Annotated in this window: 20 protein-coding genes; 14 read left to right on the top strand and 6 right to left on the bottom strand. The window is 63.0% G+C overall.

From position 1 onward, the window contains the following. The first annotated feature begins 126 nt into the window (after positions 1 to 126). From TERRO_RS01305 to TERRO_RS01295, 3 genes are read left to right on the top strand one after another with little or no spacing between them, the layout of a single operon-like run. Positions 127 to 1,314 carry an alpha/beta hydrolase family protein gene (locus tag TERRO_RS01305; RefSeq protein ID WP_014784184.1) on the top strand — a complete coding sequence of 396 codons (1,188 nt, stop codon included), beginning with the start codon at positions 127 to 129 and terminating at the stop codon, positions 1,312 to 1,314. Further along, on the top strand, positions 1,311 to 1,676 hold the full coding sequence (locus tag TERRO_RS01300) for a c-type cytochrome (protein WP_014784183.1): 366 nt from the start codon (positions 1,311 to 1,313) through the stop codon (positions 1,674 to 1,676). Before TERRO_RS01305 ends, TERRO_RS01300 begins: the two co-directional genes overlap by 4 nt. A 32-nt stretch (positions 1,677 to 1,708) precedes the next feature. Further along, positions 1,709 to 2,128, top strand: a complete 420-nt coding sequence (locus tag TERRO_RS01295) for a hypothetical protein (protein WP_014784182.1) — start codon at positions 1,709 to 1,711, stop codon at positions 2,126 to 2,128. A 132-nt stretch (positions 2,129 to 2,260) separates the two neighbouring features. Here the strand turns inward: TERRO_RS01295 and TERRO_RS01290 are convergent, their stop codons facing one another. Further along, positions 2,261 to 3,430 carry a Gfo/Idh/MocA family protein gene (locus TERRO_RS01290; RefSeq protein ID WP_014784181.1) on the bottom strand — a complete coding sequence of 390 codons (1,170 nt, stop codon included), beginning with the start codon at positions 3,428 to 3,430 and terminating at the stop codon, positions 2,261 to 2,263. 149 nt (positions 3,431 to 3,579) lie between these two features. Between TERRO_RS01290 and lipA the strand changes: the two genes are divergently transcribed. From lipA to frr, 7 genes are all read left to right on the top strand, one after another. Continuing rightward, entirely contained in the window at positions 3,580 to 4,494 is a 915-nt protein-coding gene (lipA, locus tag TERRO_RS01285) for a lipoyl synthase (protein ID WP_014784180.1), read from the top strand. Between the two features lie 27 nt (positions 4,495 to 4,521). Beyond that, on the top strand, positions 4,522 to 4,899 hold the full coding sequence (locus TERRO_RS01280; protein ID WP_014784179.1) for a DUF3060 domain-containing protein: 378 nt from the start codon (positions 4,522 to 4,524) through the stop codon (positions 4,897 to 4,899). A 35-nt stretch (positions 4,900 to 4,934) separates the two neighbouring features. Then, positions 4,935 to 5,141 (top strand): hypothetical protein, encoded by a 207-nt coding sequence (locus TERRO_RS22990; RefSeq protein ID WP_014784178.1) that lies wholly within the window; start codon positions 4,935 to 4,937, stop codon positions 5,139 to 5,141. Next, positions 5,059 to 5,451 carry a type II toxin-antitoxin system RelE/ParE family toxin gene (locus tag TERRO_RS23890; RefSeq protein ID WP_081490566.1) on the top strand — a complete coding sequence of 131 codons (393 nt, stop codon included), beginning with the start codon at positions 5,059 to 5,061 and terminating at the stop codon, positions 5,449 to 5,451. Before TERRO_RS22990 ends, TERRO_RS23890 begins: the two co-directional genes overlap by 83 nt. Before the next feature lie 133 nt (positions 5,452 to 5,584). After that, the gene (locus TERRO_RS01270) at positions 5,585 to 5,908 is read left to right on the top strand and encodes a type II toxin-antitoxin system Phd/YefM family antitoxin (RefSeq protein WP_014784176.1); all 324 of its coding nucleotides are present in this window, start codon (positions 5,585 to 5,587) and stop codon (positions 5,906 to 5,908) included. After that, entirely contained in the window at positions 5,868 to 6,167 is a 300-nt protein-coding gene (locus TERRO_RS01265) for a type II toxin-antitoxin system RelE/ParE family toxin (RefSeq protein ID WP_014784175.1), read from the top strand. The genes TERRO_RS01270 and TERRO_RS01265 overlap by 41 nt, the downstream gene beginning before the upstream one ends. A gap of 39 nt (positions 6,168 to 6,206) precedes the next feature. After that, complete coding sequence (gene frr / locus TERRO_RS01260) at positions 6,207 to 6,791, top strand: ribosome recycling factor (protein ID WP_014784174.1); 585 nt, start codon at positions 6,207 to 6,209, stop codon at positions 6,789 to 6,791. Between the two features lie 102 nt (positions 6,792 to 6,893). On the opposite strand, the gene TERRO_RS01255 is transcribed toward frr, so the two are convergent. Beyond that, entirely contained in the window at positions 6,894 to 9,518 is a 2,625-nt protein-coding gene (locus TERRO_RS01255; RefSeq protein ID WP_157178218.1) for an LPS-assembly protein LptD, read from the bottom strand. A gap of 196 nt (positions 9,519 to 9,714) precedes the next feature. Here TERRO_RS01255 and TERRO_RS01250 point away from each other — a divergent pair, with 196 nt between their 5' ends. The 3 genes from TERRO_RS01250 to alr all read left to right on the top strand — a co-directional run bounded on the left by TERRO_RS01250 (position 9,715) and on the right by alr (position 14,741). Further along, entirely contained in the window at positions 9,715 to 11,061 is a 1,347-nt protein-coding gene (locus TERRO_RS01250; RefSeq protein WP_157178217.1) for an RDD family protein, read from the top strand. Positions 11,062 to 11,297: 236 nt separating this feature from the next. Next, complete coding sequence (locus TERRO_RS01245) at positions 11,298 to 13,220, top strand: ArnT family glycosyltransferase (RefSeq protein WP_014784171.1); 1,923 nt, start codon at positions 11,298 to 11,300, stop codon at positions 13,218 to 13,220. A gap of 243 nt (positions 13,221 to 13,463) precedes the next feature. Continuing rightward, positions 13,464 to 14,741 (top strand): alanine racemase, encoded by a 1,278-nt coding sequence (gene alr, locus TERRO_RS01240; RefSeq protein WP_014784170.1) that lies wholly within the window; start codon positions 13,464 to 13,466, stop codon positions 14,739 to 14,741. A gap of 9 nt (positions 14,742 to 14,750) precedes the next feature. Here the strand turns inward: alr and TERRO_RS01235 are convergent, their stop codons facing one another. The 4 genes from TERRO_RS01235 to TERRO_RS01220 all read right to left on the bottom strand — a co-directional run bounded on the left by TERRO_RS01235 (position 14,751) and on the right by TERRO_RS01220 (position 19,324). Beyond that, complete coding sequence (locus TERRO_RS01235) at positions 14,751 to 15,479, bottom strand: Crp/Fnr family transcriptional regulator (protein WP_014784169.1); 729 nt, start codon at positions 15,477 to 15,479, stop codon at positions 14,751 to 14,753. Between the two features lie 115 nt (positions 15,480 to 15,594). Then, the gene (gene glmM, locus TERRO_RS01230; RefSeq protein ID WP_014784168.1) at positions 15,595 to 16,944 is read right to left on the bottom strand and encodes a phosphoglucosamine mutase; all 1,350 of its coding nucleotides are present in this window, start codon (positions 16,942 to 16,944) and stop codon (positions 15,595 to 15,597) included. Next, on the bottom strand, positions 16,941 to 18,551 hold the full coding sequence (xseA, locus tag TERRO_RS01225; protein WP_014784167.1) for an exodeoxyribonuclease VII large subunit: 1,611 nt from the start codon (positions 18,549 to 18,551) through the stop codon (positions 16,941 to 16,943). The genes glmM and xseA overlap by 4 nt, the downstream gene beginning before the upstream one ends. A gap of 23 nt (positions 18,552 to 18,574) precedes the next feature. Further along, on the bottom strand, positions 18,575 to 19,324 hold the full coding sequence (locus tag TERRO_RS01220; RefSeq protein WP_425358497.1) for a coatomer subunit epsilon: 750 nt from the start codon (positions 19,322 to 19,324) through the stop codon (positions 18,575 to 18,577). Positions 19,325 to 19,515: 191 nt separating this feature from the next. On the opposite strand from TERRO_RS01220, the gene TERRO_RS01215 reads away from it, so the two are divergent. Beyond that, complete coding sequence (locus TERRO_RS01215; protein WP_014784165.1) at positions 19,516 to 19,941, top strand: hypothetical protein; 426 nt, start codon at positions 19,516 to 19,518, stop codon at positions 19,939 to 19,941. Positions 19,942 to 19,971: the final 30 nt, after the last annotated feature.

Here is a 19,971-nt window from a genome sequence, read left to right as displayed (position 1 = left end):
CGACCAATGTCCGGTGCCTCACATCTCGCTTTCTAAGACGCTGGCCCGCGCGCGTAACTCCTTGAATCTTCAGGCCCGCCGCGCCATTGGCAGGCCGCGGCATCCCCGTCGCGGTATCCTGAATCGATGCTTGCAAAGTGGTATGCGGACTGGATGATCCGCTGGGAAACAGAGCTGACGACGCGCGATACCAATCGCGTGGTGCGTCCGCTCGAGTGGGGTTTCGACTGGCTGGCTGACTTCAGCCCGCTCGCAGCCGAGTCACGTGAGGACAGCCCCGACGCCCTGGCGCGCATGATCGAAATCAACCACGACATCGTCGCGCGCGGCGAAGAGTTCTACGGCTACACCACACCGACCGACTTCCGCCTCGAAGACCGCCACCCCGAACTCTTCCCCACCAACGTCCGTCCCGAGACCCTCGCCCAGGCGCAGCAGGTCCGCGAAGACGCCGTCAGCGGCAAGCTCGGCCCGGCACAGTTCCTGCGCTTCACCTCGCCCGTGCGGACGAAGTACCCCGAAAACGACATCGTCAACGCGCGCTGGTACCCCGAAACACCCCATAAAGATCCGAAACGCAAGAAGCAGGCCATCATCGTCATGCCCCAGTGGAATGCCGACGCCTTCAGCCACAACGCGCTCTGCAGCATCTACAACAGGTTCGGAGTGGCCGCCCTGCGCCTCTCGAAGCCGTACCACGACATCCGCCGCCCCGCCGAGCTGGAACGCAGTGACTACGCCGTCAGCAGCAACGTGGGCCGCACCATCGCCGCGTGCCGCCAGGCCGTCCATGACATCCGCGCCTGCGTCGACTGGCTGCAGACGCAGGGCTACGAACAGTTCGGCGTCATGGGCACCTCACTCGGCTCCTGCTACGCCTTCATGGCTGCGGCTTTCGACCCACGCCTGCAGGTCTGCGCCTTCAATCACGCGTCCACCAACTTCGGCGACGTCCTGTGGCAGGGCCAGAGCACCCGCCACGTACAGGCCGCCTTTGAACGTGCCGGCATCACGCAGGACCAGGTCCGCGCCATCTTCATGGCCAATAGCCCCAGCAGCGTCATGGACCGCTTCGCCGCAGACAAGACGCGGCAGTCCCTCGTCATCTACGCACCCTGGGATCTCACCTTCCCACGGGCGCTCTCGCTCGACGTCCTCGCCAATTTCAAAGCGCGTGGCGTCAACTTTGAAAGCCGCATCCTGCCCTGCGGCCACTACACCACCGGCGAATCCCCCTTCAAGTTCATTGACGGCTGGTACCTCGGCTCCTTCATCCACCGCGCCTACAAGAAAATGCGAGAGCGTACCGCATGAAAAACTCCGTCCCATCGCTGATCTGCCGTTCGCTCCTGGCCGCGACCGTAATCGCCCTCACCGGTTGCAAAACGCTCCCGCCGCCCAAGCCCATCGACCAGCTCACGCAGCAGGAGCAGGCCGGCCGCGTCGCCTTCGCCACCAACTGCGGCGCCTGCCACTACGACCGCCAGAACGGCTCGCTGCACGGCCCATCGCTGCTCGGCACTTACAAGAAGGACTACCTGCCCAGCGGCGCGCCCGTAAGCGACGACCACATCACCCACACCATCATGTTTGGCCGCGGCAACATGCCCTCACTCGGCGCACAGGTGGGCCGCGACGACATCGCAGACATCCTCGCCTACCTGAAAACCCTGTAGCCACCGGCTACTCCGATACGATTGGGACAAGCATGAGCACCGAACCCACACCCGAACCAAAACGCATCAAGCTGCCCCCCGGCTCCGTGCCGCCGCCGAACACCTTCGAAGGCCCGCGCATGCTGCCCGGCATGGCCATGATTGCCATCTTCATGCTCTTCATCGCACTGGCCAACTCGGTCAACGTGATCGCGCACCGCGCCACCACGCGGCCCAGCGCCACCTATGCCATCCTCTTCGTCTCCACGATGATCGTGCTCGGCGTCTTCGGCTTTCTGCGCCTGCGCCGTTGGGGATGGGCACTCCTGCTCGGCGGCTGCTTCTTCTACTCGCTCGGCAACGTCGTACTCTTCGCGCAGACACGTGCCCCGGGCTACCTGCTGCCCGCCGCCTTCAGCATGGTCTTCTTTCTCTACCTCGTCCGCACCGAGATCCGCGAACGCGTCCACTAGGACGACCGGCTCCAGCCGGCTGCCCCATTCTTTTGCGAAGCAAAAGGGTGGGTTTGCGGGGCTCAGAGAAATCAGGGACGAAACGCGTCCCCACCCTTCGCGGCACGGAGAATGGGGTGCCCGCCGACTCAACTAGCTGGCGTGCTTCGGTGTCCACATACCACCCTGCCGATAAGCCAGGTTGGCAATATGCCCCGCATTCGCACAAGCGACACCAGCCTCCACCGGAGCGTTCGGCTCCTTGCGTGACCGCATGCAATCGAAGAAGTTCTGCATGTGATCCACGGTCCCGTCCTGGAAGCTGTCCGCCTTCAGCACAGGGTTCTGCTCCTTCTTCACACGCTCGCGATAGACGGTCATGCCGCTGCGCGTCAGCTTCAACGTCGCGTCGAAGCCGCGGAACTCCAGCCCGCCGTCATCAATCGACGAATTGAGCGATCCCTCATAGACCACGTCATAGCTGGGGTAGCGCAGCGCGGCCTGCTGCGTGTCTGGGCACTCCCACTTCTGCTGCACAAATTTGTCGCCCAGCATGAACGCGGTCGTCGGCTCATTCTCCTTCATCGCCCAGTGCGCCACATCAACCCAGTGCGCAAACAGGTCGGTCATCGCGCCGCTGCCAAAGCTCCAGTACCAGCGCCAGCGGTTGTACTTCTCCGTGTCGAACGGCTGATCCGGCGCGCCGCCCAGCCACATCTTCCAATCGAGCTTGGATGTGTCGATATTCTCCGGAATCCACGTGGTGTTGTAGTTCTGCCACCAGTACGTGCGGATCTGCGTCACACGGCCGATCGCACCGCTCTGGATCAGGTTCACCGCATCGCGAAAGTGTGCCCAGCTACGCTGCTGCATCCCACACTGCAACACCTGCTTGCTTGAGCGAACTGCCTTCTTCAGCGTCACGCCCTCTTCCATCGTGTGATTGACCGGCTTCTCCAGGTACACATCCTTACCCGCAGCCAGCGCCGCAACCGCAGCCCGCACATGCCAGTGATCCGGCGTCGCAATCAGAATCGCGTCGATCGACTTGTTGTCCAGCAGCTCATGGAAGTCGTTGTGCAGCGTGGCGTTCGTGGCGCAGGGGCGCGTCTTCACCTGCTCCCGATGCGGCGCATAGACATCGCTGACGGCAGCGACCTCAAAGTCGACGCCCGTCTTCTCCGCAGCACCCACCAGCGAACGCATACGGCCGCCCGCACCGATGATGCCAAGGCGAAGTCGCTCATTGGCTCCAAAGGCCGAGCGCGAAGCAAGAGCAGACATGCCCGTGGCAAGCAAAAAGGTGCGGCGGTTTGGCCTCATGGGCATCATCTCCTCAGACAGCGCGAATCGGTACGATTTAGTTCGTGGGCGAAATCAAATCACGATTGCCCTGCTATCGGCAAGTCACAGAGCGCTCGCCCGCCAGACAAGGAACCAGTCAGCCGTCGCCGAAGCTTACAATAGAAAGCGTGACACCAGCCGCCGCAGCCGAGTTGATCCAGATCGATCTGTCGCCCAAAAAGCCCGAGCGCAAGCCGGAATGGTTGAAGGCGCGCGCCCCCATGGGCGAGACCTTCCACGCACTGAAGGCGCTCACCCGCGAACTGGGCCTGCATACCGTCTGCGAAAGCGCGCACTGCCCCAACATCGGCGAGTGCTGGAACCACAAGACCGCCACCTTCATGATGCTGGGCAACAGCTGCACCCGCCGCTGCGGCTTCTGCGCCGTACCCAGCGGCAAGCCCGACCCCATCGACTTCGATGAACCGCGCCGCGTCGCCTATGCCGTCGCCAAGCTTGGCCTGCAGCATGCCGTCATCACCAGCGTGAACCGCGACGACGACAATACCGGCGCCGCCCGCGCCTTCGTCGAAGTCATCCGCGAGATCCGCGCACAGGCGCCCGGCTGCCAGGTAGAAGTGCTCACCCCCGACTTCCAGGGCACCGAAGAGGCGATCCGCCTCGTCGTCGCCGCCAAGCCCGAGATCCTGAACCACAACATTGAAACCGTGCCGCGGCTCTACCGCGTCGCCAAGTCCGGCGGCCGTTACGAGCGGTCCATTGGCTACCTGAAGCTCGCCAAGGACCTGAACCCGAACCAGGTGACCAAGACCGGCATCATCGTCGGCATGGGCGAAGAGACGCACGAACTGCTCGACGTCTTCCGCGATCTCGCCGCCATCAAGGTCGACATCCTCACCATCGGCCAGTACTTGCGCCCATCCAAGGATCACATCCCGATGAAGCGCTACTACACGCCGGAAGAGTTCGAGTTCCTGAAGATCGAAGCGCTGCGCATGGGCTTCCGCCACGTGGAGAGCGGCCCTCTCGTCCGCAGCAGCTACCACGCGCACGAACAGGCACAGTCGACAGGCCTGCGGTAAGTCCGAATCTCTGGGAGTCTCCACCCGATGACGAAGTCGTCTCAACTTCTTGTCGCCGCATCGCTCTTCCTCACAACAGCCATCGCTCACGCCCAGCGCGAAATCACACCGACAGACTTCGTGAAGTCCACGCCGAATGACATCGTCATCGGCGGCAACGACCTGGCAAAGGACGTGACCTGCACCAACGGCAACTCCGTCTACGTCGAAGGCCAGCACAACGAAGTGCAGGTGCACGGAGACTGCGGCGCCGTCCGCATCCGGGGCAATCGCAATTTCGTATGGGTCGACCGCTTCACCATCATCCCCGTCGAAGGCAACGACAACACGGTCTTCGTCCGCGACACCAAGACCCAGTACAGCAGCCGCGGCAACGGCAACCGATTCGAGAGATCGAAGCACTAGTTCTTCGCTAGAATTCCGAAAAGGAGGGTGAGCGCATGCATCCTGAGATTGATCCCGCTGACTTGGAGCCGACCAAACCTGATCACGTCTACCCGGACCAGGATTACGAGATGACGCCGGAGGAAATGGCCGAATTGGACGCCGACATCGCTGCTGCCGATGAGGACATTCGAATGGGTCGTGTATTTCCGCTGGAAGAAGCGCTCGCCGAAGCCCGTCGGACCTATCGCATTGCCGGATAAGTACACTGTCAGCCTGAGCGCGTCAGCGCTTGCAAGCCTGCGCGGGCTCCGTGGCTACGTTCAGGCAGACTACAGTCCGCACGGATCGCGGTGGTATGACGGTCTCGACTCTGCTATTCGAGGGTTGCAGTGGATGCCAAATCGTGGACGTCTTTACCGAGAGCCCAACATACGTTCCATTCTTTATGGCAGGCGTTCCTATACGTGCCGGATCACATACCGTGTAAACGATGAGGACCGATACGTCGAGGTCCTGGCCATCCGGCACTGTCGGCAGCGTCCAGACAATCTAACTCGCCCTTCCCGCTAACAACAGGCTCCCGACGCGTTCCGTCCGCGACACCACGACCCGGTACAGCAGCCGCAGCAGCGGCAATCGTTTCGACAGATCGAAGCACTAAACCGGGTGGAGGTACGATAAAGTACCTCCAGAGGTATCGGGCATGCCGCCAAGAATCAAGCTTTCCGAAGATATCCAGCCGCTGACCACGTTCCGCAATAACTCCGCCGAGATGCTGCGCCAGATGAAGAAGACAAAGCGCGCCGTCGTGTTAACTGTGAGCGGCAGGCCGCAGGCAGTGATTCAAACCATTGAGGACTACGAGCGACTGCTCGACCTTGCATCGGAAGCCAGTGAAGAAGAAGGGCTGCGGCAAGCGCTTGACGATCTGAAGAACGGACGCACCAGACCAGCAGAGGAAGTCTTCAAGGAGATACGTCAGCGCCATGGCTTTTCCGATAGAACTGACTCGGCGCGCCGAGCGTGATCTGGCCCACATCGCGAAATTTGTTGAAGTGCAATTGCACCAGGCTGCGAGTGACTGGTTCGTAGGCCTGACGGATACGATCCTCAGCCTGCGGCATCTTCCCAAACGGGGTTCTCTCGTGGCGGGAAAATCAGGTCGACGGCAGCTCTTCTACGGATCGAAACCGCACGTGTACAAAGTCATCTATGTGGTGAATGACACGGCAGGAAAGGTGACGATCCTGCAGGTACGCCATGGCGCACGCCGCCCCATCCGATAGAATCGACAAGTCGCGCAAACGCGCTTGAGGGAAGCACCAATGGCATCACAGATGGCAAACATCCCCGCCCTGAAGGACCTGCAGGGCCAGCTGACGGCACGCATGACGAAGACCGTCGAGGACTTCCGCGCGAACCTGATCGCGGTACGCACAGGCCGCGCCAGCGTCCACATGCTCGATAACATCCGCGTCGACTACTACGGCAGCGAGATGCCCATCAATCAGCTCGCGCAGGTCTCCGCACCGGAGCCGCAGCAGATCGTCGTACAGCCCTTCGACATCGGCGTCGTCGGCCTCATCGAAAAGGCCATCCGCACCAGCGGTCAGGGCTTCAACCCCATGCACGACGGCAAGACCATCCGCGTGCCCATTCCGCCCATGACCGAAGAGCGTCGCAAGGAAGCCGTCAAGCAGCTCGCCGGCATCCTCGAAGACCACAAGACCACCATCCGCAACATCCGCCGCGACGGCAACGACACCATCAAGAAGGCCACCAAGGACAAGCTCATCAGTGCCGACGACGAAAAGCGCGCCACCGAAGAGACCCAGCAGATGACCGACGCCCAGATCAAGACACTGGACGACATGTTCAAGGTGAAGGAAAAGGAACTGATGACCGTCTGACCACTTCGTGGCGTTCTCGACGCTTCACATGTTCTTGCAGCGATCAAGATTGGAGAAGCCCGGCCTCGCGCCGGGCTTTTGCTTTTGCAACCGCCAAGAAAGCTAGAACAGCCGCTCAGCCCGACGCAGATTTCCCGCAGTCCCGATATTCGCCAGCGAGAAATTGAACCGGTACGCATTCTCGTTACGCACGCTGCCCAGCTCATACTTGCGATACTCCGCGCTGAAGCCGCAGCAGTTCCAGTTGTAGCTGAACTGCCCCGTCGCATACTGCACCTGGGACAGCTTCAGATCGATGCCGGCATTCGCCGCAATGCTCAAACCCGGCTTCGTCGGATTCCCATAACCCAGCAGCACGCGCAACTGGCTGAAGTCCGAAATCAGCGACGTCGCAGTCGTGCCCGTCCCGGTGTCCGTTGTGAAGCGCCCCGGCGCGTACAGCCGCGCGTGGCTCAGCCCACCAAAGAAGCTGCCCTGGTGGACATCCACGAACACATTGCTCTGCCGCAGCGCATTCGCATGCAGGTCGTAGTTCATGTCCCACTCGATGTCGACATGGTCCGTCGCGCTCAGCTTCATCTGGCTCACGATCGGCGAAGCGCTGCGGCGATCCGTTAAGAACGCCACGCCGCTCAGGTCCAGCGTGCTATCCAGAACGTTGCGCCGATTCAGCACCAGCACACCATTCGGCGTCGTCGGCGTCAGGTACCCGCCAAAGCTCTCATCGAAGTAGTGCCGCTGCAGCAGCTTCCAGCGAATCGTCTCGCGCGTTCCGCCGCAGCTTGCATCCGTCTCCGGAGGCGTCTCGCCCGTCTCGCACGCACGCGTCTTCGTCGGCCGCAAAAACAGCCGCTGCGTAAACCCATACTCCAGCTCGTTCTTGTTCGCGACCACATCCGTATCGTCAAAGCGAAGCGTGCGTGAGAAGTCCTCCACACCGCTCGCATACCGATAGTTCAGCTCCGGCTCAATCGTGTGCTTCGCCTCGCGCCCCAGCAGCTTGCTGAAGGCGCCGGTATTGAACGTGCGCTCCAGCACCGGCAGGCGCACCTCCATCTCCGCCTCAGTCACCGTGCGGTTCAGCGCAGTCGCTCGTTCCGAAGGCGCAGGCCCCGGCAGCGGAGACGTCGCACGCGAGTGCTGATACAGCGTGTCGCGCACACCAACCGTTGGCCGGAAGTGGAAGCCCGCCAGCGCAAACGGCAGCGACAGCCGCGGATGCAGATCCAGCCGGCCCGTAAAGTCTGAAGCAAACCCCGTCTGTGCCAGCGGCGTTCCCTGCGTCCGCTTCAGATCCGCAAACTGCGCCGTCGCACTCCACACAAACGGCGTATTCGCCACATGCCGTTCCATCACCTCGCCCTGCAGTACCGGCGCGTGGAAGATGCGGATCTGCTCGCCCGTGCTCACAATCTTCAAGCCCTGATAACGATCTGCCTCCAGCGAAGCCACATACCCGTTCCGCGCATGCGTGCCATACGCGTACGACGTAATGTCGGACGACACCGCCTGGTTGAACGTATCCGTAAACGCCTGCCGATAGATGTAGCTGCTCAGGTACTCCACATTCGCCGCAACGCGCGTGTGTTCGCCAATATCCCTGCGCCCGCTCAGCGTCATGTCTTCGCCGCCCTGGTTCACGTAGACATTCTTCGTCGTAGTCACACCGCTCGCGTCCGTGGTCGTCTGGTTCTGGTAGAACCCACGATCCAGCAGCCCCGAGTAGTGGCTCTGGATAAAGTCCAACCCGCGCCCGCGCATCCGAAACGTCGCAGACTGCTCCCAGCCGCGCCGCGAATAGTACTGCGCGCCCACCGTCAGCTCCGACGACCGGCTCATCGCAAAGTAGATCTGCTCGCCGATCACAATACCCTTCAACGTCGAGTTGCCGATCACCGGAATCATAAAGCCGCTCTGCCGCTGACCTTCGCCCGTAGGGTGCGTTGCATAGGGCAGAAAGAACACCGGCACATTCAACAATCGAAAGACCGTCTTCGATGCGCGAGCCTGTCCATCGCGCACACTGAAGTGACCCGCAGACAACTGCCAGTCAGGCCTCGGCAACTGGCACGTCGTCACCGTGCCGTCATAAATATCGAACTCCGCCGGTCCGTTCTTCACCACCATCCGTCCCGTAAACAGGAACGGATTGCTCGTCGTGTACACCGTGCCACGCACGTTCGGACCGCTCATCAGGTCGCCCGCTGTGCTGCCCAAGACACTGCTCATCGGGGCATTGTTCCTGGGCGTCGCAAAACGCACACCCACCGATCCACTCACGTCGTAGAACTTGCCCGTCTCACTCTTGATGTTCAGCGTCGCGCGCGATGCCTGGATATTCTCGCTGCGATTGGACCCCGTCACCACGATGTGGCCCGTCGCCTCCAGGTCGCCCGTCGCCTGGTTATAAGCGATGCGGTCTGCCTCGACCCGATAATCGCCATACGTGATGGCGACATTGCCCTCCAACAGCAGGTTGTCGCCACTGCTTTTTTGCGAGATGCTCTCGATCACGACCTTCGTTCCGGCCGGTTCCGGCACAGGCACGGCCACCGGATACAGGTCTGCACCGGGCGAATCCGGCAGCCCGGCAGCCTCGTCCGCACGCGTCCGGTCCACACCCGAAGAGGCCGTACCATCCCCCACGGCCGGCGCGTTTGCGCTGACGTGTACGACGGGTGCCGAAGTCGTTACCTGCTGCGCGTGTGCCGGCGCTACAAGTGCCATGCCCACCGTGATACACCAGCAGATACAGGCTTCTGGGCGAGCGAACGCAAACTGCCCCAGGACCATGCTCCGGCCCCCTCGGCGTGTACGTTCCACCCGCGTAACTCGACCGAATGTGCCTCTGTTGACCACTGAAGTTTCTATTCTACGAAAGCGAGACGCCTTGAGCACCGCCAGCCCTCTCCCACTGCAGCCGTTGCCGACGTCCACCCTCTCCGAAGACGAAGCCCGCGCCCTCAAACAGCAGGTCGCCAGCCGCCTCGCCGAGCATCGCCAGCGCCGTCCGCGCACCCAGGACTCACAGCCCGCGCTCCCGCCTGAGAACGTCTCCCTCTCGCGCCACCGCGTCGCAGACCAGGTCGCCGCACGCTTCGCACGCACCGTCTCCTACCGCGACTTCCTGCAGCAGGAGGCCGAACAGGCCATCCGCCAGGCAGAAGCCGCCGCCGAAGTCGCACGCCGCAGCGCCGAAGCCATTACCGCCGCGCAACAGCAACTGCTCGACGAGATTGAACAGTGGCACCCCGAACCCAGCGCCACGCCCACAGGCCCGGCCGAGGTCATCACCTTCTCCGGCACCGCGGAAGAAGCTTCCTCACCGCTGCGCAGCGAAGCTCCCATCGAACTCCGCAGCGAGGCGACCTTCGCCCTGCGCAGTGAAGTCGCCGACGCTCTCCGCATCGAAGCAGAACTCCACGCCTCCGAAACGACCTTCAGCGCACCGGCCTCCACTGCCACGACCGTTTCCGGCAGCTTCACCGGCGCCTTCGCTGATGCAGCACCCTCCGCCGTCCGCACCGTCTACGTCGCATCCATCGGCGACGGCACCGCCGAAGAGTACGTCCCGGAGCCGGTCGAGCCATCCGTTGGCCTGCACGCCAACCTCATCGAGTTCCCGCGCCAGCTCGTCGCCGCACGCCGCGCCCGCCCACGCCTCGCCGAAGGTCCGCTGCGCGACGAAGCCGATAACTCGCCCGAACGCGCACAGCTCCGCATCTTTGAGGTTGAAGCAAGCTCCGTCTCCATCGAGCCCATGACCGAGAGCGTCCTGCCCGAATGGAGCACCATCCGGCTCGAGACGCCGCAGACCTTCACCGCGGAAGATCCCGACTCGCAGATCTCCTTCGCCATCCCGCTCTACGTCGCGCCCGTCTCTCAGCGCATCATGGCCGGTACCGTCGACGCCTGCTGCATCGCCACGGGCTTCCTGATGGCAGTCGCCGCCGCGGCCTACGCATCGCCCGCACTCCCCACCGGCATCACCGCAGCCATCGCCGCCGCTGGCTCGCTCTTCGCCTTCGCGCTGATGTACCTGATGCTCTTCTTCTCGCTCTCCGGCATCACGCCCGGCATGCGCTACGCCCGCATCGCCTTCTGCACCTTCAACGACGAGAACCCAACCCGCTCTGAGATGCGCCGCCGCATCCTCGCCCTGCTCCTCGCCAGCGCACCCATCGGCCTCGGCCTCGTATGGGCCTGCATGGACGAAGAAAAACTCGGCTGGCACGACCGCATCTCCCGCATGTACCCCCGCGCCTACTAAGCCAGGCAAAGGATCGGTACACTGATCGAGCGCCCCACATCCTGAAGGGATGTGGGGTTTCTCTTTTGGTCCAGGATGTAGCTTGATCGGAAGGGCTCAGCTCAGCCGGGTGCCCCATTCTTTCGCAGCTTCATCGCGAAAGGGTGGGTTATTCGCGCAGAGCGCGAACCGCTCTAACGTCGCACCACCCAATTCCCAAAGAACAACAAAACCACCCACGATAGGCTTACGTCAGCATGCCTGAAGCCTTCACCCCCCGCCGCAACCGCCTCATCCTCGCAGCGCTGTGGTTCTTTCTCTACGCCTCCTTCGCCCTGCTCTCCCCGCCGCTCCTCGACGACGCCGACTCCGTCCACGCCGAAGTCGCGCGCGAGATGATCCAGCGCCACGACCCCGTCACCCTCTACGCCAACGGCATCCGCTATCTCGAAAAGGCGCCCGTCCTCTACTGGTCCATGGCCGCCAGCATGCGTGTCTTCGGCGTCGGCACACCCCAGGCACGGCTGCCCCTCGCCATCTTCGCGCTCCTGCTCTTCCTGCTCACGGAGAGCTTTGCCCGTCGTGCCTTCGGCAGCGCACGCACCGGCCTCTACGCAGGCGTCGGCCTCATGCTCAGCTTCGGCCTCTTCATCTTCACGCGCATCCTCATCCCCGATGCCATCGTCTGCCTGTGGCTCACCGCCGCCATCTTCTGTTTCTGGCTGACCGAGCGCCACGGAGAAGGCCACGCCCCCGTTCTGCCCTGCCTCGGCTTCGCCGCGGCATGCGCCATGAACATCCTCACCAAGGGACTCATCGGCCTCGTCTTCCCCATCGGCACGGTGCTGCTCTACCTGATTGCCACCCGCGGCCTTCGGGGAACGCTGCGCCGCATCGGCCAGCTCAATCCCCTCTTCGCAGCGCTCGCCTTCCTCGCCATCGCAGCGCCATGGCACATCCTCGCCGGTCTCGCGAACCCTACCGAGGGCCATCCCGCAGGCCTGACCCACACCGGCCACGCCTGGATCTTCTGGAAGGGCTGGCAGGTCGGCTCGCCCGAGGTGGGCAGCGTTCACGGCTGGACCTGGTTCTACTTCATGAACGAGCACCTGCTGCGCTATCTGAACCTGCGCGTCCCGCGCGACTATGACACGGTGCCGCTGCTGCTCTTCTGGGGCCTCGTTCTCGTGTGGATGATGCCGTGGAGCGGCTTCCTCTTCAAGGCCGTCGCCGCAGCCCCTTGGCGCGCACTCCGCAGCCGCGCAACAGCGACAAAGCTCAACGGCGAAGCCCGCACCCTTCTGCTCTTCGCCATCGCCGGCCTGCTGCCGCTCGTCTTCTTCTCCTTCTCCACACGGCAGGAGTACTACGTCCTGCCCTCGCTGCCCTTCTTCGCTATCCTCATCGCCCGCTGGCTCGACCGCGAAGCCACCGAAGCCGAGACCATGACGGTGCCGCCCGTGCTCACCCGCGCAGGCCAGCGCATCTCCGTCGTGCTGCTCGTTGGCGGCACCATCGCCTCACTCGCATGCGTCTTCTTCCTCTTGCATACGCAAGCGCCGCCACCCAACGTGGACCTGGCCTCCCTGCTGCAGCAGAACCCCGGCGACTACGCCCTCTCCTTCGGCCACTTCCTGGACCTCAACGGCACCGCCATGGGCGCCTTCCGCCGGCCGCTCACCTTCACCGTCATCGCCCTCTTCGGCGGCACCCTCGGCAGTTGGTGGTTCCGCCGCAGCTTCCGCCCGCACGAAGCCAACATCGCACTCGCCGCTGGCACGCTCCTCTTCCTCCTCGCCGCACACATGGGCCTGACGATCTTCGCGCCGGTCCTCTCCTCTGCGAAGCTCGCCCGCGCTATCGCTCCGCTGGTCAAGCCCAATAACATGATCTGCATCAACGACGAATACGAGGCCGGATCCACGCTCGGCTTCTACCTCAAGCGCAGCGACATTCACATCTGGCACGGCCACTCCGCCAACCTCTGGTACGGCTCCTTCTTCACCGACGCACCCGGCATCTTCGAAACCGACCTCGCCATGCGCGAACGCTGGCTGGGACCGCAGCGCATCTTCCTGTGGACCGACCCGGCCAAGCTACCCAAACTGCCCGGCAAGACCTACGTCATCGCCGAAGGCGGCGGCAAAGAGATCGTCAGCAACAAGGCCGGCGACTACTAGCTTCTGAGCTTGTGTTTGCTCGGAAGCTTGTTCCCTTGAGCGACTGTCATCCCGTAGCGAAGCGGAGGGATCTGCATGTAAGCCGGTGCGTCAATCCCATGTCAGCGGGCAAAGACGTACATCCGTCCGCGCAAAGCGCGAACCAGCCACCAACAAGCCCACTGGGGTGGAAGTGCTGGCGCGCACCCCTACGCCGCGGGATGACAAACTGATTACAGGCACCCACCGCATCTGAAAGGCAACATGCGTCCCACCCCTCCCAACCACACACGTCCCATCTGGGCTGAGATCTCGGCCTCACGCCTGCGCGATAACTTCCACGCCCTGCAGGCAGCCGCAGGCACGCAGGTTCAGGTGCTCGCCGTCGTCAAAGCCGACGCCTACGGCCACAGCGCCACCGAGTGCGCACCGATCCTCGCCGCAGCAGGCGCCCAGTGGCTCGGCGTCACCTCGGCAGAAGAAGGCCTCGCCGTCCGCGCATCACTCGCCATCCTGCCGCAGGGCATGACGGCTCCGCGCATCCTCGTCATGTGCGGCCTGTGGCCCGGTGAAGAAGCCGGCATCCTCGACCGCGGCCTCACGCCCGTCGTCTGGGAGCCCTACCACCTCGACCTGCTCGAAGCCGAAGCCCGCCGCCGCAACCTGCCGCCGCAATCCGTCGCCGTCCACGCCGAGATCGACACCGGCATGGCCCGCCAGGGTGTCGCACCCGGCCCGCTGCTCGACCGTCTGCTCCAGCGCTTCGCACCCGATTCGCCCCTGAAGCTCGAAGGCGTGATGACCCACCTCGCATCGACCGAGATCGGCGACGACCCGCAGAACCAGGTCCAGATGATCGCCTTCGCCACGGCACTCCAGCAGGTGGCCGCAGCGGGCCTGCGCCCCGACTACGTCCACGCCGGCAACACCTCCTCAACCGACAGCGGCTACATGCCGCAGGACCTGCCCGCACTCGCCGCCAGCCTCGGCGCACAGGCCATGACCCGAGCCGGCCTCGCCCTCTACGGCTACGCCCTTCCACTCGAATCCGTAGAGCCTCAAAACCGGGTGTCCCACGTCCACGCACATACCGAAGACTTTCTAAGCCCGCGCCTGTCCCCAAAGCTCAAGCCGGTCATGACGTGGAAGACCCGCATCGTCAGCCTGCGTGAAGTCCAGTGCGGCGACACCATCGGCTATAACGCCACCTTCGTCGCACCGGTGACCATGCGGCTCGCTCTGTTACCCGTGGGCTACGCCGACGGCTTCCGCCGCAGCCTCTCCGCCTCCAATACACAGCCAGGCGGATCCGTGCTGCTCCACGGCAGGCGCGCACCCATCGTAGGCCGCGTCTCCATGGATCTCACCATCGTCGACGTCACCGCCGTCCCCCAAGTCAACATCGGCGACGAAGCCATCCTCCTCGGCGAATCCAATGGCAATCGCATCGGCGCAGACGACCACGCAAGAACCGCCGGCACCAGTGCCTACGAGATCCTGTGCGGCATCAGCGACCGCGTCCCACGCATCGTCGTTCCGTAACGGCCTCGCTTAGACGGAGAAGCCGGTGTCAAACTCGAGATAGTTCTCCAGATGATCGCGCAGCACGGCGTAGCACTCGCACGCCTGCGCCTCCAGCGCCGGACGGTCCAGCAGGCGGATGTTGCTGCGCGTATACGTCAGCAGACCGCGCTCCTTGAACGAACTCATCATTGCGGAGACGGTCGTGCGCCGCACGCCCAGCATCATCGCCAGAAACTCCTGCGACAGCGCCATCTCGTTCAGTCCTGACCGGTCCGAACACAGCAGGATCCATCGCGCCAGCCGTTGCGTGATTTCGTGGACCGCATTGCATCCGGCCGACTGCGTCGCCTGCGTAAGTTGCATCTGCACATACCGCAGCGCCAGCCTCTGGAACTCATCGCCGCGATGGAACTCCGCTTCGGCCAGATCCATCCGGCACGCATACCCGCTGCCCGGCATCTGCATGTAAATGCGGTTCAGGCTGCGCTTCACGCCCATGAAGCCGGAGACTCCGATGACCGACTCATTCCCGAACAGGCCAACTTCCACCTGCCCGCCGTCCTTGAAGGTGGTCGTCATCGACCCCACTCCCGACTCGATGAAGTAGAGGTGCCCGATCGCCTGCTGCGACTGCTCCAGCGGCCGCTCGACAGCCAGCTCCACCGGCCGCAACTTCAGGCGGCTAATGCTCTCCGCCGAAAGTCGCTGCAGGATCTTGTTGCGATATCCATGGGCCGGAGCCTCAAACGATTCCATGCTGCTCCTCATCCCGAAAGAGGAGTCCTCGCGGTGGATCGATCATATGCCACTCAGCGGACACAGAGAATGGCCGGGCCGCAGGCAATCTTTACCTGACCATCCCGGCCCCAGACTAGACACCAAGCTCAGAACGGATCGCGGAGGCGATCGCGTCCGCGTGGTGTCGCATAGCAGACTCATCCTCAGCCTCGATCATCACGCGAGCGAGCGCTTCCGTGCCGCTGTAGCGGATCACGACACGTCCGCTATCGAGCAGGGCGGTCTCTGCGTCACGGATCGTCGAAACGATCGACTGAATCGATTCAAGTGGCACCTTCTCGCGCACCTTGACGTTCACAATCACCTGCGGAAACGTCTTCAAATCCGCCGTCAACTCCGCCAGAGACTTGCCGCTGCGATGCACAATGTCGAGCAGCAACAGCGCCGTCAAAAGCCCGTCACCCGTCGTGCTGCGGCCCGTAAACAGGATGTGTCCGCTCTGCTCACCGCCCAGCGAAGCCTTCGTCTCCTGCATCTGCTGCAACACATACTTGTCACCCACCGGCGCCCGCAACATGCGGATTCCGCTGCGTTTCAACGCAGCCTCAAGCCCCATGTTCGACATCGTTGTAGCCACAACTGTGTTGTCATGCAACAGCCCGCGCTCCTGCAGATCGCGTGCGGCCAGCAGCATCACCGCGTCCCCATTGATCACACGGCCATTCTCATCGGCGAACATCGCGCGATCCGCATCGCCATCGAACGTGATGCCGATGTCAGCCTTGTCCTCGATCACATACTTCGCAACCACCTCAGGCTTCGTCGCACCACAGTCAACATTGATGTTGCGGCCATCGGGGCTTGCATTCCGAATGCGAACCTCACCACCAAGACCCGCAAAAAGCTGCGGCGCAACAGACGATGCAGCACCATTCGCGCAGTCGATCACGATGCGCTTGCCATCAAGGCTCAAACCATCCACAGCAGCCAGCAGAGACCGCACATACTCCGCACGATCGCTCTCTTCCACTGCAGGCGCAGCTTCATCATCTGCAGTCTCAATGTGATTGTTCGCAAGCTGCTTGAAGATCTCGTCTTCAATGGCAAGCTCGGTCGCATCCGGCAGCTTGTAGCCGTCGGGACCGAAGACCTTGATGCCGTTGTCCTGCCATGGATTGTGCGATGCGCTGATCACAATACCCGCGCTGAATCCGTGGGAACGCGTGAGATACGCAATGGCCGGCGTCGTGATGACACCCGCACTCTCAACGCTTGCGCCGCCCTTGCGCAGACCCGCCGTGATCGTCGCGGCGATCCACTCGCTCGACTCACGTGTGTCCATACCCAGGATCACGCGCGGCTGCTCACCGGCCCTGGCAACATGGTGCGCCAGTGCGACGCCAACCGCGAAGATGGTCTTGCGATCGAGTGGTGCTTCGCCGGCGACGGCGCGAATGCCGTCCGTTCCAAAGAGCTTTCTCATGCGGTGTCTGTCCCCGTTGGTCCTGCAGTATCGTTCTCGTTCTTGCTGAGCACACGCGAACGCAGCTCGCCTTGGCCCAGCCTGGTGCGAATCTCATCGCCCGCCGTTACATCATCGGCACTGCGCAGTAACTTACCTTCCGCGTTGAAGACAAGCGCATAGCCACGCTGCAAGACAGCAGTGGGTGACAACGCCTGCAGCCGTGTCTCCGCACGCGTCACGCGCTGCGCTGGCGTCCGAAGCAACGACGAACCGGTACGCAACAAACGCTCACGCAGCCGCTCATTCTTCGCCTGCGCACGCAGCACACTGCGATGCACATCCTGCCGCTGCAAACGTTCCGTCAACATGCGCAGCCGCGCAGCACGCTCACGCAACAGCGCCTCGGTCGCAGCCTCAAGACGAAAGCGATCCTGATCCACGCGCTGCTGGCGACGACCGATACTGTCGCGTATACGCGCAAATGCACTGGCAGCCGAGACACGCGTGAAGCGCTGCTGCGCATGCATCTGCTGATAGCGCATGGCGCGGAAGAGCCTGGCCGCAAGCGATTGCACACGCTCTTCCACACGATGCTGCGCAGCCGTGACCAGTTCTGCAGCGGCAGACGGTGTGGGCGCGCGAAGGTCCGCAACAAAATCCGCAATGGTGAAATCCGTCTCATGCCCGACGGCCGAGACCACCGGCAGTTCGCTGTCGGCGATGGTGCGCGCAAGAGCCTCATCGTTGAAGCCTGCAAGATCCTCAGCCGATCCACCACCGCGCGCGATCACGATGACGTCCACGTTGTGCTGCGGATTCGCGTTGAAGTAACGCAGCCCACGTGCCACGTCGCCGGCGCATGTCACGCCCTGCATGGCCGCAGGAAAGACAAGAATGTCCAGGCAGGCATGACGACGACGAATCACGGTGACGATGTCCCGCAACACCGCGCCCTTCGTCGATGTGATGACGCCGACAGTGCGCGGGAAGGCAGGCAACGGCCGCTTGCGTTCCAGCTCAAACAGACCCTCGGCACGGAGCTTTGCCTTCAGTTGTTCGAACGCAAGCTGCAGCGCACCGGCGCCGCGCGGCTCCAGTGTTTCCGCGATCAGTTGCAGCTGTCCGCGACTCTCAAAGACCGACACGCGACCACGCGCCAGCACTGCAAGTCCATCGGTCGGCTTGAAGCGCAGCAGAGCTGCCTCGCGCCGGAAGAGCACGACAAGCAGTTGTGCGTTGCCATCTTTCAATGTGAAGTACAGGTGGCCGCTGGGTGCGGGGCGGCAGTTGGAGATCTCACCCTCTACCCACACATCGCTGTACTCGCGTTCCACCTTGCCGCGCAGCGCACTCACCAGCTCCGCGACCGCCCACAGCTTGCGCTGTTGCGGCACCAGTGGCGGCGATGCAGGCGCCTCGATGCGTTCGCGCTCGGCGATCACATCCGCGATGGTGACAGCAGAATCGTCCGCAGCAACCTCGGGTTCTGAGAAGAGCAGGCCGAACTGTCCAAGCCGGTCAGGCTTCGGCTTGAGCGACGATGGCGGCCCGGAGGACCTGCCAGTCGCTGCTCTGCGCCGGATCAACTGAGCGAGCGATGCTGGTGGGTTTTCCGGAGCCGCCATGGTGTCTGCGAAGCCCTTCTGCGTTACCGCGCGGCAGGTCCGCTCAGCTTCTGCGTTGCGATCTCAGCCGATGCGCTCTTCGGATCTTTGTCCTTGATCTGCGCATAGATCTTCTTTGCCTCAGCCTGCTTACCATTGGCCTCGTACATATCGGCCAACTCAAGCTGTGCCAGGCCCGCAGGCACCAGCGTGCTGGGCTTTGCAATGACCTTGTTGTACTGCTCGACGGCCAGCGACTCACGCGCGGTGCCGCGATACAGACCTGCAAGTGCCATCTCTGCCAGCGTGCTGACGTCGTGGTTCCAGCTATCGGCAGACTTCTTCAGCAGCTTCTCCGCAGTCTCATTCTGGCCGGTCTGCATGGCTGTTACGCCCTGCAGATAGAGAGCGTTACGGCCCGCGTCGGTGCTGCTGTACTTGTCGGCAACGGCAGCAAACTGTACGTTCGCTGCCTTGGCGCGCTCTTCCACACTGCTGAAGCTGCGAGTGCCCGCGGGCACAGGCTGCTGGGGCGTCGCGATGGGCGCGTCGTAGGTCTGCATTGCCTCGGCCAGGGCATTGCTGGCAGCCTCAGACCGGTGGCTGCTGAGGAACGCGAAGACACCGGCGATGACGATCAGCACAACCACGGCAACCGCCAGGCGGATGGCGAGCGGCCGGTTGTTCTGAATACGGTCGGCGAATGCGGTGCTGCTGCTGTTGGTGTTGACGGCGAGCGGGCCGTCTTCACGGATGGCGAGCGGCTTGGTGCGGGTGGGTGTATCCACGGTCATGAATCCTTTGGCGGCGCGAATGGCCGCAGATGAGCCGGCGCAGATGCGGAATCCGCAGATACGTGCGCCACCCGTAAGTCTAGCAGCGGCGTCCGGGAGGGGCAAAAGGAACGCCCTCAGCCCCCTCCGCTTGCCCATCGTTCCGCGAAACCATACTCTGAAGACAGCACCGTTGAAGGATGGGCACAGGCATGTATGAGGACTTTCGCGTAGTCGACAAATGGACCGGCGAGCAGTTGCACTGCGTTTGGAAGGCGACCATCGTCGCCATTGCAACGCGTCACGCCGACGCCACGGATATCCGGTTCGACGTGAACGGCCGCCCCATGTGGATCGCCATGCCGAACGTCGCGTGGGTACAGATGAAGCGCTCCACCGGCTACGTCATCACCGACTACTCCGCAGCGCAGGCCGCCGGACGCTACCTGAAGACCATCGTCGAGAACGGCTATGACAACGGCCGCGAGATGTACACCATGACCGTTGAAGAGGTTCTGACGAACGTGAAGGCCGTAGTCGATCAGGCGGGCAGCACGCTCAACCTGCCTCCCCTGCCGGTCATCAATAACGACGTCAAGCCCGAAGAGTACGCGGGACACCTGCCGGCCGAGGGCTAAGCCCGGGTCGGCACCGTGGAGTATGCTGGT

Origin of the sequence: Terriglobus roseus DSM 18391, from assembly GCF_000265425.1 — a bacterium.
GTDB lineage: Bacteria > Acidobacteriota > Terriglobia > Terriglobales > Acidobacteriaceae > Terriglobus > Terriglobus roseus.
This window is presented reverse-complemented; position numbering and strand designations above follow the sequence as displayed.

What these genes read in the sequence shown, in the direction of transcription:
- TERRO_RS01305 (WP_014784184.1), top strand. Translation starts at nt 127, where the DNA reads ATGCTTGCAAAGTGGTATGCGGACTGGATGATCCGCTGGGAAACAGAG.
- TERRO_RS01300 (WP_014784183.1), top strand. Translation starts at nt 1,311, where the DNA reads ATGAAAAACTCCGTCCCATCGCTGATCTGCCGTTCGCTCCTGGCCGCG.
- TERRO_RS01295 (WP_014784182.1), top strand. Translation starts at nt 1,709, where the DNA reads ATGAGCACCGAACCCACACCCGAACCAAAACGCATCAAGCTGCCCCCC.
- TERRO_RS01290 (WP_014784181.1), bottom strand. Translation starts at nt 3,430, where the DNA reads ATGAGGCCAAACCGCCGCACCTTTTTGCTTGCCACGGGCATGTCTGCT.
- TERRO_RS01280 (WP_014784179.1), top strand. Translation starts at nt 4,522, where the DNA reads ATGACGAAGTCGTCTCAACTTCTTGTCGCCGCATCGCTCTTCCTCACA.
- TERRO_RS22990 (WP_014784178.1), top strand. Translation starts at nt 4,935, where the DNA reads ATGCATCCTGAGATTGATCCCGCTGACTTGGAGCCGACCAAACCTGAT.
- TERRO_RS23890 (WP_081490566.1), top strand. Translation starts at nt 5,059, where the DNA reads ATGAGGACATTCGAATGGGTCGTGTATTTCCGCTGGAAGAAGCGCTCG.
- TERRO_RS01270 (WP_014784176.1), top strand. Translation starts at nt 5,585, where the DNA reads ATGCCGCCAAGAATCAAGCTTTCCGAAGATATCCAGCCGCTGACCACG.
- TERRO_RS01265 (WP_014784175.1), top strand. Translation starts at nt 5,868, where the DNA reads ATGGCTTTTCCGATAGAACTGACTCGGCGCGCCGAGCGTGATCTGGCC.
- frr (WP_014784174.1), top strand. Translation starts at nt 6,207, where the DNA reads ATGGCATCACAGATGGCAAACATCCCCGCCCTGAAGGACCTGCAGGGC.
- TERRO_RS01255 (WP_157178218.1), bottom strand. Translation starts at nt 9,518, where the DNA reads ATGGCACTTGTAGCGCCGGCACACGCGCAGCAGGTAACGACTTCGGCA.
- TERRO_RS01245 (WP_014784171.1), top strand. Translation starts at nt 11,298, where the DNA reads ATGCCTGAAGCCTTCACCCCCCGCCGCAACCGCCTCATCCTCGCAGCG.
- alr (WP_014784170.1), top strand. Translation starts at nt 13,464, where the DNA reads ATGCGTCCCACCCCTCCCAACCACACACGTCCCATCTGGGCTGAGATC.
- TERRO_RS01235 (WP_014784169.1), bottom strand. Translation starts at nt 15,479, where the DNA reads ATGGAATCGTTTGAGGCTCCGGCCCATGGATATCGCAACAAGATCCTG.
- glmM (WP_014784168.1), bottom strand. Translation starts at nt 16,944, where the DNA reads ATGAGAAAGCTCTTTGGAACGGACGGCATTCGCGCCGTCGCCGGCGAA.
- xseA (WP_014784167.1), bottom strand. Translation starts at nt 18,551, where the DNA reads ATGGCGGCTCCGGAAAACCCACCAGCATCGCTCGCTCAGTTGATCCGG.
- TERRO_RS01220 (WP_425358497.1), bottom strand. Translation starts at nt 19,324, where the DNA reads ATGACCGTGGATACACCCACCCGCACCAAGCCGCTCGCCATCCGTGAA.
- TERRO_RS01215 (WP_014784165.1), top strand. Translation starts at nt 19,516, where the DNA reads ATGTATGAGGACTTTCGCGTAGTCGACAAATGGACCGGCGAGCAGTTG.